The following is a 13591-nucleotide window of genomic DNA, read 5'->3' as shown; positions in this document are numbered from 1 at the left end:
ACGACTCATCGATACGCCGAGACCAGCGCCGAAGCGCTGGCCCGTTTGCGAGGCTGCGTTAAGGGGCTGCCCTAACTGATCTTCGCATCTCGACCTGTGCCGTCGCAGGCTTTGCAGGCCGGTGGGGGCGCAATCCATTGGCCAAACTTCATCGGCTTCACTTCAATTTCTTGGCCTGTTCCGAAGCAGGTTTCGCAGCGGTGTTCGATGGTGTCTTTGGTATCCATTTTCGTCACTCCTGAAGCTCAGAATCGAGCGCTTGGAGTAGGACGACACCGGAGATTGCTAGCAACGCACCAGCATCGACGCGCTGCAATCTAATTGCAATCTATCTAGTATCTATAGTTGCATGCAATCAGTTTGGCTACTTTGCCAAATTTAGAAGTCGTTGCAGCAGTGGGGATTCATGGTGAGCGCGGAGGGACTCGAACCCTCGACCCCATGATTAAAAGTCACGTGCTCATGCCTTATGAGAGCAAACGACAATGCCTCTTTCGGATACTGCAGTCGGCAGACAATCCGGAAAGAGCTTCCAAACGATGCTGATCCCGACTTCTTCGCAGCGATCGGGCACGGGAAAAAGACGATACGTGGTCGCGCGCATCCAAGGAAACAAATCCGAGGCCACGCGGTAGCTGGCCGCCCCGTCAGCCGAGGCGTGCCTTAAGCCGGACCGGAGCGACGGACAGGGGCGCTTGTAGGCCTCCTGGTGCCCCGCCGCGGCTGGCTGTCCCTTTGGCAAGCATTACGCATCCAAGTGGCTATGCGGTGAGCCTGAAAAGGCGGCCTGAATTGCCTTATTGAGAGCGATTGCCAATAAGGTTGGGCCAAAAATCTTTAAAGATCATAGTACGTTGGCGAGCAGTGCGGCCCATTGCCGTGTTAACGTTAAATTAACTATGAGATTGGCGATCCCGCTGCTGCCCGCGTAGAGTGGAACGCATCGGGCGCGGCCGGCTTGTCTCCGACTTGCCGGCTCGGTTGGTACACAGGTGGCGTCAAACAGTTTGGTCGTCGCGCGGGGAGGGGTGGGGATGTTCCCCCAAGCTCCAGGGGCGCGAAAAGATCGGCGACGAGGGAGGATGTTCTCAGCATCCTCCCTTTTTCTTTTTTGGCACAGCGACCCAGTCTCGTGTCCCGGACGCAGTGCAGCGCTTCTTAGCGGTGCACTTGCAGAGCCGGGACCCACACTCGGCCGCTACGAGTTCAACTGGTCCGCCAGATCCCGCCAGTCCGGATTGAGTTTCTCGATCAACTCGATTTTCCAAGCCCGCCGCCAGCGCTTCATCGCGTGTTCCCTCGCGCGAGCTTCAAGGACGGAATCGAACGCCTCGAAATAAACCAGCAGATCGACGCCGTATTTCCGGGTGAAACCGGGGACGAGCTTGGCTTTGTGCTCGGCGACGCGGCGGGCGAGATTATTGGTGACGCCGACGTACAGCGTTCCGTTTCGCTTGCTTGCGAGGATGTAGACGAAGAAGGGGGCGTCCATGCGCAACCTGGAGAAGGGTTCTACGACGGGCGTCGTTTCAGATAGTATACCGCAAATTGTGGGTCCCGGCTCTGCGGAGCAGCGTTGCACGCTGCACCGCGTCCGGGACACGAGTGATGATGTCCACCACGGCCGTTTGTGCACTTGCACAGCGCGGGCAAAGCCGCCTATCTGGGCCGAATGCTCCCCAAAGCCGCTCTAAAGGTCCCTGGCCCCTTGGAATCCCAGCCTGAAACCCAGCTTGAAGCCCCGGAAGGTCCGCGCGAGCCGATCCTGACCCTGCCGGGTGCGCTGACGGCCTATGTCGCGCTGATCGCGGTCATTCACCTGCGCGTGCTGCTGCCGCCGGAACTCGAGAACTGGACCATCGACGTCTTCGGTTTCATTCCGAAACGCTACGATTCGACGCTGCTCAACATCGATTTTCCCGGCGGCACGGGCGCCAAGGTCTGGACCTTCGTCACCTATTCGCTGCTGCACGCCAATCTCACCCATATCGGCTTCAACGTGCTGTGGCTGTTGCCGTTCGGCAGCGCGCTGGCGCGGCGGTTCGGGGCGGTCAGGTTTTACGTGTTCATGGCCGTGACGGCCGCGGCCGGGGCGCTCGCGCATCTGCTCACGCATGAACACGCGATCGCGCCGATGATCGGCGCGTCGGCGTCGGTGTCCGGCACCATGGCGGCCGCCATGCGCTTTGCCTTTGTGAAGGGAAGCTTTCTGTCGTTCAGCCGCGGCGACGCGGATGAAGCGGCGAGGGTGCCGGCGCTGTCGCTCGGACAGGCCTTTCGCGACACCCGCGTGCTGGCATTTCTGGCGGTGTGGTTCGGCGTCAACATCATCTTTGGCGTCGGATCGATTTCGATCGGCGCCGACGGCGGCAGTGTGGCGTGGCAAGCGCATATCGGCGGATTTGTCGCCGGCCTGATGCTGTTTTCGCTGTTCGATCCGGTGCCACGGGCGGCAACGCATGCTGCAGATGCGTCATCGCAGGACGAGGCTGACCGCGTCTGATCGTCGCTTGCGGCGCACCGCGATTTCATTCATCATCTTCATATGTCGTGATGCAAAGACAAAGCCCGCTGCCGTGCAAGACAGCCGTGCTACGTAACCGCGCCTGAATGGAACTGGCGCAAAACTTTTGATTGAAGACTCGCGAACAAGTCGAACCCCCAAAAGGGGTGCGCACCGATTCAGGAGGCGGCAATGACGGTACGTGCAATTCTCGATTCCAAAGGCCATCACATCCTGAGCGTCGAGCCGGACGCCAAGCTCTCGGCCGCGGTCAAACTCCTCGGCGAGCGCAAGATCGGCGCCGTGCTGGTCATGAACCAGGGGCGCCTCGAAGGCATCTTGTCGGAACGCGACATCGTCCGTGTGCTCGGCGAGCGCGGCGCCAAGGTGCTGGATGAGCCGGTCGGCGCCGTGATGACGCGCAAAGTTGTCAGTTGCCGGGAGTCGGACACGGTCAGCGGCATCATGGAAATGATGACGCTGGGCAAGTTCAGGCATTTGCCTGTCGTCGAGGAGGGCAAGGTGGTCGGCCTGATCTCGATCGGCGACATCGTCAAGCGCCGTGTCCACGAGTATGAAGCCGAGCAGGAAGCGCTGCGCGACTACATCAAGACCGCCTGAGCACTATTCCTTCTCTGGTCCGGCCTTTTCGGCGGCCTTTTCGCCGGCCTTGGCGGCACCGGCCGCTGGCGGCGCCAGAATGTGGATCGCTTCCTGGATGGAATCGATCGCGCGCTCGGCGGCGCGCACGCCATGGGCGATCAGATCGTCGGCGCGGTGAAAATCGAACAAGCCGATCTTGCCAACCCGGGGCGAGATCAGCAAATCCGGCGGATCGCCGGCCAGCCGCGCGCGGGTGATGCGGTCCTGCATGATGTTGAAGGCGTCCACCATGACGGTGGAGATTCCCGGCCGTCCGCCGCCGCCGAAGAATTCACGCTTCATGGTGCGCTCGGCCGAGAAAAACCTGCCGAAGCCGCGCTTTGCGGGCTCGGCTTCAGGTGCTGATTCAGGCGCGACCGAGACGTTAAGGTCCGCCGCGGCGCCGTGGGAATAGATCGTCGTCGAATGGGTGAAGACGTCGCTGGAGAGATTGGCGGCGATGACGATCTCGGCGCCGAGAGCACGCGCCGCCGACACCGGAACCGGGTTGACCAGCGCACCATCGACCAGCCAGCGGTCGCCGATCAGGACCGGCGAGAATATTCCCGGCAGCGCGTATGAGGCCTGCATCGCGTCGATCATGCGGCCATGGGTCAGCCAGATCTCGTGGCCGGTGCGCACTTCGGTCGCAACAGTGGCGAATTTCACCGGCAGGTCCTCGATCAGGCCCTGGCCCATCGTCGCCTCGAGTTGGGCGGCAAGCCTGCTGCCGCCGATCAGGCCGGAGCCGTTGAGGCGGATATCGAGATAGCCGAAAATATTGCGCGGCTGCAGGCCGCGCGCCCATTCTTCCACCTTTTCGAGATTTCCGGAGGCGTAGCCGCCGCCGATCACCGCACCCATCGACGTTCCCACCACGACATTGGGGTGGATACCGTGGGCGACCAGGGTCTTGATGATACCGATATGGGCGAATCCGCGTGCGGCGCCGCCGCCCAGCGCCAGCCCGATCACCGGCCGGCGGATACTGCCGAGCCCTACCTCGTCACGGCCGTCGGAGCCCTTTTGGCCGCGACCCATCCAGTTATCCAACACGAAAAACTCTCCTGCGGCTCAAGCATATTCGCCGCGGCATGGCCCTGCCAGAATCACGTCAATCAATTCCAGATGCATGGTTTATGCCCGGCCCAAGCGGCCTAGGCGGGGATTATGACTGGACCACGACCGCGGGATCAACTGCCGGTTCCTAGGCCAAGGGGGGCTTCGGGCTACTCTTTCGGGCTACTCTGCAGGCTTGAATTTGCCGCGTTTTCAGTGAAAAGCATGGCCATGGCTTGGCGAGGCAATGGCATCGGCGGGGACGGGGGCGCATGGCGGCTTTTCCCGCGGCTTCTGCTTGCCCCAATGCTTGCCTTGGTGTTGCTGGCACCTGGCCCCGCTTCGGCCCAGATGTTCTCCGATCGCCCGCCGCCGGTGCCGCCGGGTTCTATACCGGATGCGCCGTCCGGCCCTGCGATGAACCTGGCGCCGCCCGGTTCGATTCCAACCCTGCCGCCGACGCTGACGCAGCCGACCCTGGTGCCGCCGTCGATCGCCACCGTCCCGCCGGCGGCGCCGCCGCCGGGCGCCTCGCCGCCCGGCCAGGCCGTGCTGTCATTGACGGCGCGCTACGGCAAGGATTTGCCGGTCATCAACAGCGGGTTGGTGTGGCGGGTATTCGCGGACAAGCCGGACGATAACGGCACCTTCCGCCTGATCCGCGAGGACCGCGGTGCGACCCCGAACATCGTGCTGCCGCCGGGCAATTATGTCGTGCATGTCGCGCTCGGCCTCGTCAGCGCGGTGCGGGCGGTGAGCCTGAAATCGGAGACCGATCGCGAGTCTTTCGTGCTTCCGGCCGGCGGCCTGCGCATCGAAGGCCGCGTCGGCACCTCCAAGATTCCGCCGAACCAGATTTCGTTCGCGATTTATAAGGGCAGCCAGTTCGACGGCGCCGAGCGCACCTCGCTGTTGCCCAACGTCGCCGGCGGCGACGTCGCGCTGCTGCCGGAGGGAACGTATTACATCATCTCCAATTACGGCGACGCCAATTCCGTGGTCCGTTCCGACATCCGCGTGCAGGCCGGCAAGCTGACCGACGTGATCGTTACCCATCGCGCCGCCGTCATCACACTGAAGCTGGTCAGCGACAGGGGCGGCGAGGCGCTCGCCAACACCGCCTGGTCCGTCATCACGCCGGGCGGCGACGTCATCAAGGAATCGATCGGCGCGTTCCCCCGCGTCGTGCTGTCCGAAGGCGAATACCGCGCCATCGCCAAGAACGAAGGCAAGGTGTTCGAGCGCCCGTTCAACGTGGTGAACGGTGTTGATGGCGAGGTCGAGGTGGTGGCGCGGTAAAGCAGGCCGGCTTGCGGCCAATCGGCACTGCCTTTAAGGCAGTCAGTCCCGGCCTATGAGACACCACGATGGGGCCCCCCGCCAAGACGCTTCGCGTCAGCATTGTGCAATGCCGCGGTACGCCTTACGAGGTCGGCCGCGCTCAGGCTGAGGCCTTTGCATTGACGCGCAGGGGTAAGGCGTTTCTCCGCAAGAAGCTGCGGCTGCCGGGGTGGTTCAATATTTCCAGAGAGGAGCGCGCGTTCAGACGCTACGCGCCGGCACTATGGGAGGAGATCGGCGGGATCGCCGAGGGGCTGAACATCCCGATGGAGCAAGCGGTCACCTATTTCGGCAACGACAGCTTGCGGATGCCGACCGGCGGCTGCTCGGCGGTCATGAGCGGTGGCGTGTATGGCCGCAACTATGACTTCTGGCCGCGAGGCTACGAGTCACGCTTCGCGCTCGTGCAGCCGAGCGGCAGCTACGCCAGCATCGGCGGCAGTCACCAGTTGACGGGGCGGCTGGATGGCATGAATGAGCATGGGCTCACGATCGGCCTGCATCTGGTGAAGGCGCACCCGCGCTTTCCCGGCCTGACCAGCACCTTGCTGGTCAGGCGGGTACTCGACAACTGTGCGACCACCGCGGAGGCAATTGGCCTTCTGCGACATCTGCCCCACGCCATGAAGTACAACTATTCGCTGCTCGATGCCGGCGGTGTGGCTGCGGTGGTCGAGGCAGGGGCCGGAGCCGTGATAGCCCGCCATGGCGATTGGCTCGCTTGCACGAACCATTTCCAGTCGCCGCAACTGCAGCGTTTGAACCGCCGCGTCGCGCACTCGATCGAGCGGTTGCCGCCGCTGGAAGGTTGGGCCGCGCGAGGGCTCAGTGCCGAACAGACATTCAGCGCACTGAACTTCTCCGCCTCGCCGGCCTTCCATAACTACGGCAACGCCCCGACGCTGCACACCATCGTCACCGAGCCAATCAAGCGACGGCTTCTCGTCGGCATCGGTGGCGACGCTGCAGCGCTCGAGGAGGATATGCTGGACGTTGATTTCAAAGTTTGGGTCGCCGGTGAAAATCTGCCGACGAAGCATTTGAAGGGCGAACTCGGCTTAGGTCGGCAACGATTCTTGCGGACGAGAGCGAAGCTTTGATTACGATGACAGCTCGTAGGATGGGTAGAGCGTAGCGAAACCCATCGTTGTCCATCAACGACGACGGTTGATGGGTATCGCTGCGCTCCACCCATCCTACAGCCTGACTGAAGCTGGTTAGCGACAAGGGCGGCGAGGCGCTCGCCAACACCGCCTGGTCCGTCATCACGCCGGGCGGCGACGTCATCAAGGAATCGATCGGCGCGTTCCCGCGCGTCGTGCTGTCCGAAGGCGAATACCGCGCCATCGCCAAGGACGAAGGCAAGGTGTTCGAGCGCCCGTTCAACGTGGTGAACGGCGTTGATGGCGAGGTCGAGGTCGTGGCGCGGTAGGGATTGCTTCGTAGAAAGCGTAATCCGCCATTTGGAGCCTACTGGTTTGGCTCGTCAGCTCTTTCCAGGTGAGGTTTTTCATACAAGACTGCGTTCAGCAAAGAACGATGCACCTCGATCTTTCCGTTGTAGCTGATAAATCCCAGCTTGCGAAATTTGTTCAGGAAAAAGCTCGTCCGGGATCGGGTCGTTCCGATCATCTCCGCCAAGGTTGCTTGATTGATCGAAGCATCGATTGGCGTTGGCTTTCCAGTTTTCCCGAAATTGGCCAGCAGCAGCAGAAGGCGCGCGAGCCGCTTCTCGCTGGAATTGAATAACTGGTCGATCAAATCTTCTTCAACGCGATTGCTCCGGGTCACCAAGTAAGTCACGAATAGTTCTGAAAACTTTGGCTCCTTGCGGAGCGCCGCCAGCATGGCCTTCCGCGTTATCGAGGTGATAACGCACTCCTCCATCGCCCTCGCGGTTCCAACGCGAACCGCCTGGCCATTCAGGCACCCCTCGCCGAAAAATTGCGCAGTCTCCAATATGCCGACGACGGCTTCTTTGCCCTGCTCCGAAACAACGGTGACCTTGACCTTGCCCGATTGGACGTAAAAAATCCTATCAGCCTCTTCGCCCTGGGCGAAAATGATCCGGCCTTTACGGTACTTCAGTATCGTTTTGCCGGTCCCGACTTTGGCTAGAAAAGCCTGAGGATTGAACGATCGCTTTGCTGACTTCACAAGTCTCTCCTTTGGACCAGCGAAACCTAAAATATTAAAAATGGTGTGTTGTGGTCAATATTGACCAGCGGACCCGTTTTCCAGGTGAGAAAATCACCCGGTCAGTAGCCGGTGTCCGGCAGCATGTTGTGCACCCGCCTGATCCAAAAGGGGTGCCTGCATGCCCGGCTCTCATGCGTTACCAACCGGCCCGCCGCTTAGCGTCTTGGAGCGCCCGCGCTGTCAGCACTGCCAGACCCGCACGCTGCTGGCTGGCATTGCGCACGGCCCAGCGGGATACGAACTCCGCACTTTCGAGTGCCCTAGATGTGATCGCGCCCAACGAACCCTCGTGGTGAGCGATCCCATGAGCGGCGACGCGACAGGATGGCTTTGCGGCGAGCTTAAATCCCCGGACTAGATTTTGGCAATCGCCTGGGAGATTAACAATGTCCGACCAATTGGCCCCCTCGAAACCTCGGGTCCGGTCGAGTTCGCGATGCGACCGTTGCCGGGGCGCTACCATGCTGCAGCGGATCACGCCTTCGCAACGAGGGTACGAGCATTGGACGCTGCGCTGCACAAGCTGCGGCCATATCCATCAAAGGCAAGTTATCTCCAGCCCCTCACAATCCGACCCTCTCGCTTGGTTTGAGAGCAATTTGTACTCCCCGAAATGAGGACCGGCATGCGTAACAAGACCAAAGTTACATTCTTGACGGCGGACCATCTGGATGAGCAGGCAAACGCGCGCGCCAGTGAGGCGACGCAATTGCCCGAAGGAGAAGCGAGACAGAATGCGCTTCGTAACGCCGCACAATTGAGGGTGTATGCTTCCATGAAGCGCGCACTCACACCACAAGCCGCCAAATCGAAATAACAGACGCGGATCCGGAGAGTTGCAGAATGTCGAATTGTAACCCCGAGATAGTCCAAATCCTGAATTCGGAGCGAGTTAAAGCACAATGAGCGATGCATCTTCCGACGCGCTACGTTTCTTCCGGCGCAAACCCGTGAGAACCTCCATCGAGGTGGGCGGGGTTGCGAACGCAGCCGGCGTCGTCCTTGATATGCGTGATGCGGAACAGGCCTTCGAATTGCCCGGGCGACTGTTCGAACAACTGCCGTTTGCCGTTTATGTTTGTGACCGGGACGGTCTGGTTCTTCGATACAATCGCCGCGCTGCCGCACTATGGGGCCGGTCGCCCAAACTCAGCGATCCCAATGAAAGGTTTTGCGGATCCTATCGAATGTTCCGCCCCGACGGCAGTCTGCTCCCGCACCACGAATGTCCCATGGCAGAGGTGCTGCGCACCGGCATTTCCGTGCGCGAACAGGAAGTCCACATCGAGCGACCGGACGGCTCGCGCGGCATCGCGCTCGTCGACATCGAGGCAATCAAGGATAGCGGTGGAAACGTTGTCGGCGCCGTCAACTGCTTTCAGGATATAACGGAGCGCAAACGTAGTGAGGAGACCGCGCTACGGCTCGCCGCCATCATCCAATCCAGCGACGACGCAATCGTCAGCAAGGACCTCGATGGCATCATCACGAGTTGGAACGGCGGCGCGGAGCGCATTTTTGGCTATCTCGCCGAGGAAATCATCGGAAAGCCGATTACGCTTCTGATTCCGCCCGAATGCCAAAAAGAGGAAGAAACGATCATGGCGCGAATTCGGCGCGGCCAGCGCGTCGAACACTACCAAACCGTTCGGCGGCGCAAGCATGGGAGTTTGATTGACATTTCGCTGACCATCTCACCGGTCCGAAACACGCAAGGCAAGGTCATCGGCGCATCGAAAATCGCTCGCGACATAACGGAGCACAAGCGCAACGAAGCTCAAATGGTCAATCTCGCGCGTGAGGCCGAGCATCGAACAAAGAACATCCTGGCCACTGTGCTGGCGACGGTGCGTCTTTCCAGTTCCGATACGTCTGATGATCTGAAGCATCTGATCGAAGGGCGTATCGACGCCCTCGCAAAGGTCCATACGCTGTTCGTGGAGTCCCGCTGGGCGGGAGCCGAGCTTCACCGTCTGGCCACGCAGGAGCTTTTGGCTTACGGCGGGGACAGAGAAGCGAGGGTGCGAATTGGCGGGCCAGCCGTTATGCTGGAGCCGAGTACGGCTCAGGCTGCTGCAATCTCCTTGCACGAACTTGCGACCAACGCGGCAAAATACGGATCGCTATCGGCAGCGGGTGGCCGGGTTGAAATCTCATGGTCCCTTACAGCAGATGGAAGGCTCAGCTTGCGCTGGATCGAGTCGGGTGGGCCGACCGTTACGCCGCCCACGCACCGCGGGTTCGGCACGCGCATTGTAGAAAACATGATTGGCCAACTCAGGGGTGAGGTACGTTTTGATTGGCGCGACCAAGGGCTAACCTGCGAAATCGTCCTACCGCTTGCATAAGCCCGGCAGCCCAAAGTGCGGATCGCTTCCATTGGCGGCGGCCTTCAGTTCAAGCCAAGCCTGCAATGTCGCCAAAGGCGTCGCGCAATTGAGGATCGTTTTCACACGGTCAGGACCCAAAGCTGACATCAAGCCTTGAGCCGATCTTTGGTCATATGAAGCGTCACGATAACGCCCTCCGCGCTCCAATCGCAGGAAACTGAGCCGCCAAGCTGGATTGTCATGGCACGGTTGAGCAGTTTGCTTCCATATCCCCCCTCACCAGCGGGGGCGGCGACTGGCGGGCCGCCACGTTCAGTCCAGACCACTAGCACCTCAGTATCATGGGCGGCGCAGGCTATATCCAGTGTGCCGGATGGTGACGACAGAGCGCCATACTTCAGCGAATTGGTGGCGAGTTCATGGACAACGAGCGCGAGGGTTGTAGCCGCTTGCTCGCCCACGCCCATGCGAGGGACTGAGACCCGGATGCGACCGCTGAATGCTCCCATGTCGTCATATGGCGCAAGCAGTACTGTCAACAGATCACCGAGAAGGGCGGCTTTTCCTCCCTGACCCGGAAGCGGACGGACAAGATCATGGGCGCGACCTAACGCGGTCAGCCGATGCGTCAATTCTTTCGCCATTTCGGCCGTCGTCTTGGCGGACCGCGAAGTAATAGCTGTGAGACCGGATGCAATGGCTAGTAGATTTTTCACCCGATGGCTCATCTCCCCCGCTAGCAACTCATGGCCTTCCTCAGCCTGCTTACGTCCGGTGACGTCCAGGAAAATCCCGTACATGATACGACCTGCGATATCCGCATCGTTGCCCTGGCCTCGGGCCGACACCCACCGGACCTCCTCGCCGACCATGATGCGGAAGTCGATTTCGTAGGCGCCGATGATGGCGCGCGTGGCCGCGAACGCGGCTTTCACCCGGTCGCGGTCCGCCGGATGAATATGCGAAGAAAGGTCGTCGAACGTCACGGATCCGCTGAGCGGCACGCCCCAAAGATGGAAAGCTCTCTCGTCCATCGTGAATCGATTGGTATCCACGTTCCAGGACCACAGCGCGACCCCCGCAGCAGCAACAGCCAAACGTAATTGTTCCACATCCCAAACTGGTATGCCCGACTTCTCCGGCCGCCTTGCGGAGATCGTCGGAATAGGAACCGCCTCAACCAGGCTATCACCTTGCGCTTCCATGTTTTTTCCTAAGCGATATGAACTTTATCGGGATCGGTCGATTAGACCGGCACCAACGACGGTTCCGGCTGAACATGCCGAGTTAGAAATTTCGGGATGACCTGCGAAATCGCAGCCATCGGAACCAACTCCGCCGACCTCAAATGGTTCGAACAGATGTGTTCGGCTCCCGACATATAATCATGGTGTAACGCCGGCGCTCATTCAGTGGAAAAAACAGACCGATGATTTCAGAAGCGAAACGTGCGGTCATCCTTATCGTTGAAGATGAATTGTTGATCCGGTTAAACGCTGTCGAAATGATCGAAGAGGCAGGATTTGAAGTCCTCGAAGCGGCGAATGCAGATGAAGCCATCGCAATTCTTGAACGTCGTTGGGACATCACTGTCGTATTCACCGATATCCAAATGCCGGGCAGTATGGATGGTCTCAAGCTTGCTGCTGCGGTTCGAGACCTCTGGCCTCCGATTATGATCGTGGTCACTTCGGGACGCGTCAAACTTGGTCCCGGCGATTTGCCGGAGGGCGGCCGTTTTTTGCCAAAACCCTACAGCCCCGCTGAGATCACGAAGATACTTCGTGAATTGATTGTGGCCTAGGGTCGTTGCCCGCAACTTCGTTTATCGCCGCCATCACTTCGCCCGTCGCTGTCTGGTGAATCATGTGGCCGGTTTGAGGAACGCGGTGAAACGCGCTCTGCGAAACGTCGGAATGCAACCGGGCCGATTGCTTGTCGATGTCGATCAGTCGGTCGTTTTCGCCGGCGATGATGACGACAGGCATTTTGAGCTCGGCATACTTGTCCTCGAAATGGAAGGCATCGGGAATCATGAGCGCCGACTCGGCGGCCGAAGCGCGGATCTGCGAAGGACGAAGCGCCATCTCCTTCGGGAACCGCTGGAACTTGGCAGGCGCCGACTTGGGTCCGAAGATCTTCGCCATCATGAGCGGCCACATCAATCTGCTGATCATGGGCGACAGCGTGTGGCCCATGATATCGCCCACAACGGGGACAGCCGGGGCGGACAGGGCCACGACGTCGGGACGCAGGGTGGGATAGTAGTAGCCCGAGGCGAGAACCAGGCCGCTCACCATGTCGGGAAACTTGAGAGCCAGGGCGACCGCCACCGATGCGCCCCAGGAGTGCCCGAGTATGATCGCCTGTGAAACGCCGAGCCGCTTGAGCGCGCGCTCGATCAATTGAGCCTGGGCATCGGGCGTCCACACGACATTGCGCGGTCGGCTGCTATGGCCGAACCCGGGTCGGTCGATGATAATGACCCGGTAGCTCCTGGCGGCCAGGTCGACCAGCCCACTGGATTCGAAATCCTGGATCATGCTGCCGTTGCCATGCAGAAGCACCAGCGGCTCACCCGAGCCTCTTTCCACGTAGTGCAGACGGACACCGTCCACATCAAGGAACCGGCCCGCTGGCGGATTGTCGTGCTCTGCCTTTTTCGCCAGATGACGGTTCAGAAGTGCCGTCGCTGCCAGCGCTCCTGCTGCAACTACTGCGGCGACCGCATAGGAGTGGCCCGCTGCAACGTTCCGGTTTCGCCTGACGGAGGTCGGAAGCCGGCTTAATCGGTTCATTGGGGTCATGCTCACACCATGGGTGCCTGCACGAAACGTCGGCCACCCGACAAATGTTGCAGTGTGCGTTAAACCGCCCGCGGCACGGATCGTTCCTCAACCGTTTGAGAAGTCGCGGCCTCAGGCGATATGCAGCCGACCGTTAACATCAACCATGTAGCCCAGTGCAATCAACCGGGAGCTAAGTGCGGCGGGCATAGTCGGCACAGAGCTATTTACAGCCGTGTTACCGACCGGAAGCGGGGAGGGAAACTCTTCACGGTCGAGCAGTGTTGCGTCGAAGGCCATGGTCTGAAGTATGGACCGCTTCGCCGACCCCGCACGATCAATTTTGCTCGTATCCACCCACGCACTGCGAACTGCGTCGCCTGACACGCAAGGGCAATCTCGCAGCCGCGCGTGCGACAAATCAACCCGACGGGCAAATCAGTTCTGATTTACGGAAAATCATGTCAACCCCAAGACGCAAAAATATTTCTGTTTACCGGAAGATAAAATCAAGGCATATCTATCGCCATCCCGTCCTATCAAGAGGGGCGTCGGCCGTCGTCACGACGAGGGGCGGGTTGCGGTGGACGTAACAGTTGCGATGGACGGTCGCGGCTGAAGCGTACGCCGAAAGCGTGTGGTCCTGGCGCCCGTAACGGCGTCAAGTCTTTCGGGAGCTAACGCTTCCGAGGGGCGACGGTGGCAATAGAGGCCGTCTCACCGGGGAGAGC

Annotated in this window: 13 protein-coding genes and 1 pseudogene; 8 read left to right on the top strand and 6 right to left on the bottom strand. The window is 60.4% G+C overall.

Features of this window, described 5'->3' with window-relative positions; all coding sequences use genetic code 11:
- Positions 1-71: 71 nt before the first annotated feature.
- Positions 72-227, bottom strand: a complete 156-nt coding sequence (locus JQ641_RS11775) for a hypothetical protein (RefSeq protein ID WP_211996154.1) — start codon at positions 225-227, stop codon at positions 72-74.
- Between the two features lie 971 nt (positions 228-1198).
- Positions 1199-1492 carry a GIY-YIG nuclease family protein gene (locus JQ641_RS11770; RefSeq protein ID WP_211996153.1) on the bottom strand — a complete coding sequence of 98 codons (294 nt, stop codon included), beginning with the start codon at positions 1490-1492 and terminating at the stop codon, positions 1199-1201.
- A gap of 216 nt (positions 1493-1708) precedes the next feature.
- Here JQ641_RS11770 and JQ641_RS11765 point away from each other — a divergent pair, with 216 nt between their 5' ends.
- Positions 1709-2503 (top strand): rhomboid family intramembrane serine protease, encoded by a 795-nt coding sequence (locus JQ641_RS11765; RefSeq protein WP_249150367.1) that lies wholly within the window; start codon positions 1709-1711, stop codon positions 2501-2503.
- A gap of 192 nt (positions 2504-2695) precedes the next feature.
- On the top strand, positions 2696-3124 hold the full coding sequence (locus tag JQ641_RS11760) for a CBS domain-containing protein (RefSeq protein WP_211996151.1): 429 nt from the start codon (positions 2696-2698) through the stop codon (positions 3122-3124).
- A gap of 3 nt (positions 3125-3127) precedes the next feature.
- On the opposite strand, the gene JQ641_RS11755 is transcribed toward JQ641_RS11760, so the two are convergent.
- The gene (locus tag JQ641_RS11755) at positions 3128-4201 is read right to left on the bottom strand and encodes a patatin-like phospholipase family protein (RefSeq protein WP_211996150.1); all 1074 of its coding nucleotides are present in this window, start codon (positions 4199-4201) and stop codon (positions 3128-3130) included.
- A 234-nt stretch (positions 4202-4435) separates the two neighbouring features.
- Here JQ641_RS11755 and JQ641_RS11750 point away from each other — a divergent pair, with 234 nt between their 5' ends.
- The 3 genes and pseudogenes from JQ641_RS11750 to JQ641_RS11740 form a co-directional block, all read left to right on the top strand.
- Positions 4436-5503: an RgsD C-terminal domain-containing protein gene (locus tag JQ641_RS11750; protein ID WP_211996149.1), complete on the top strand. Its 1068-nt coding sequence runs from the start codon at positions 4436-4438 to the stop codon at positions 5501-5503.
- A gap of 68 nt (positions 5504-5571) precedes the next feature.
- Positions 5572-6645: a C45 family autoproteolytic acyltransferase/hydrolase gene (locus JQ641_RS11745; RefSeq protein ID WP_211996148.1), complete on the top strand. Its 1074-nt coding sequence runs from the start codon at positions 5572-5574 to the stop codon at positions 6643-6645.
- Positions 6646-6752: 107 nt separating this feature from the next.
- A pseudogene (locus JQ641_RS11740) lies at positions 6753-6977 on the top strand (RgsD C-terminal domain-containing protein); the annotation flags it as partial.
- Positions 6978-7015: 38 nt separating this feature from the next.
- On the opposite strand, the gene JQ641_RS11735 reads toward JQ641_RS11740, so the two are convergent.
- On the bottom strand, positions 7016-7702 hold the full coding sequence (locus JQ641_RS11735) for a Crp/Fnr family transcriptional regulator (protein ID WP_349628541.1): 687 nt from the start codon (positions 7700-7702) through the stop codon (positions 7016-7018).
- 667 nt (positions 7703-8369) lie between these two features.
- Here JQ641_RS11735 and JQ641_RS11730 point away from each other — a divergent pair.
- Positions 8370-8561, top strand: a complete 192-nt coding sequence (locus JQ641_RS11730) for a hypothetical protein (RefSeq protein ID WP_211996147.1) — start codon at positions 8370-8372, stop codon at positions 8559-8561.
- Between the two features lie 85 nt (positions 8562-8646).
- Entirely contained in the window at positions 8647-10092 is a 1446-nt protein-coding gene (locus tag JQ641_RS11725) for a sensor histidine kinase (protein WP_211996146.1), read from the top strand.
- A gap of 128 nt (positions 10093-10220) precedes the next feature.
- Here JQ641_RS11725 and JQ641_RS11720 read toward each other — a convergent pair whose 3' ends face one another.
- Positions 10221-11279, bottom strand: a complete 1059-nt coding sequence (locus JQ641_RS11720) for a sensor histidine kinase (RefSeq protein WP_211996145.1) — start codon at positions 11277-11279, stop codon at positions 10221-10223.
- A 224-nt stretch (positions 11280-11503) separates the two neighbouring features.
- On the opposite strand from JQ641_RS11720, the gene JQ641_RS11715 reads away from it, so the two are divergent.
- The gene (locus JQ641_RS11715; protein WP_211996144.1) at positions 11504-11878 is read left to right on the top strand and encodes a response regulator; all 375 of its coding nucleotides are present in this window, start codon (positions 11504-11506) and stop codon (positions 11876-11878) included.
- Here the strand turns inward: JQ641_RS11715 and JQ641_RS11710 are convergent.
- Positions 11844-12872: an alpha/beta fold hydrolase gene (locus JQ641_RS11710; RefSeq protein ID WP_211996143.1), complete on the bottom strand. Its 1029-nt coding sequence runs from the start codon at positions 12870-12872 to the stop codon at positions 11844-11846. The two genes, JQ641_RS11715 and JQ641_RS11710, sit on opposite strands and share 35 nt — an antisense overlap.
- Between the last annotated feature and the right edge of the window lie 719 nt (positions 12873-13591).

Source organism: Bradyrhizobium sp. JYMT SZCCT0180, from assembly GCF_018130165.1.
Classification (GTDB): Bacteria; Pseudomonadota; Alphaproteobacteria; order Rhizobiales; family Xanthobacteraceae; genus Bradyrhizobium.
This window is presented reverse-complemented; position numbering and strand designations above follow the sequence as displayed.

Excerpts from the sequence above, each read along its gene's own strand:
- JQ641_RS11775 (WP_211996154.1), bottom strand. The coding sequence starts at position 227 with ATGGATACCAAAGACACCATCGAACACCGCTGCGAAACCTGCTTCGGA.
- JQ641_RS11770 (WP_211996153.1), bottom strand. The coding sequence starts at position 1,492 with ATGGACGCCCCCTTCTTCGTCTACATCCTCGCAAGCAAGCGAAACGGA.
- JQ641_RS11760 (WP_211996151.1), top strand. The coding sequence starts at position 2,696 with ATGACGGTACGTGCAATTCTCGATTCCAAAGGCCATCACATCCTGAGC.
- JQ641_RS11750 (WP_211996149.1), top strand. The coding sequence starts at position 4,436 with ATGGCTTGGCGAGGCAATGGCATCGGCGGGGACGGGGGCGCATGGCGG.
- JQ641_RS11745 (WP_211996148.1), top strand. The coding sequence starts at position 5,572 with ATGGGGCCCCCCGCCAAGACGCTTCGCGTCAGCATTGTGCAATGCCGC.
- JQ641_RS11730 (WP_211996147.1), top strand. The coding sequence starts at position 8,370 with ATGCGTAACAAGACCAAAGTTACATTCTTGACGGCGGACCATCTGGAT.
- JQ641_RS11725 (WP_211996146.1), top strand. The coding sequence starts at position 8,647 with ATGAGCGATGCATCTTCCGACGCGCTACGTTTCTTCCGGCGCAAACCC.
- JQ641_RS11720 (WP_211996145.1), bottom strand. The coding sequence starts at position 11,279 with ATGGAAGCGCAAGGTGATAGCCTGGTTGAGGCGGTTCCTATTCCGACG.
- JQ641_RS11715 (WP_211996144.1), top strand. The coding sequence starts at position 11,504 with ATGATTTCAGAAGCGAAACGTGCGGTCATCCTTATCGTTGAAGATGAA.
- JQ641_RS11710 (WP_211996143.1), bottom strand. The coding sequence starts at position 12,872 with ATGAACCGATTAAGCCGGCTTCCGACCTCCGTCAGGCGAAACCGGAAC.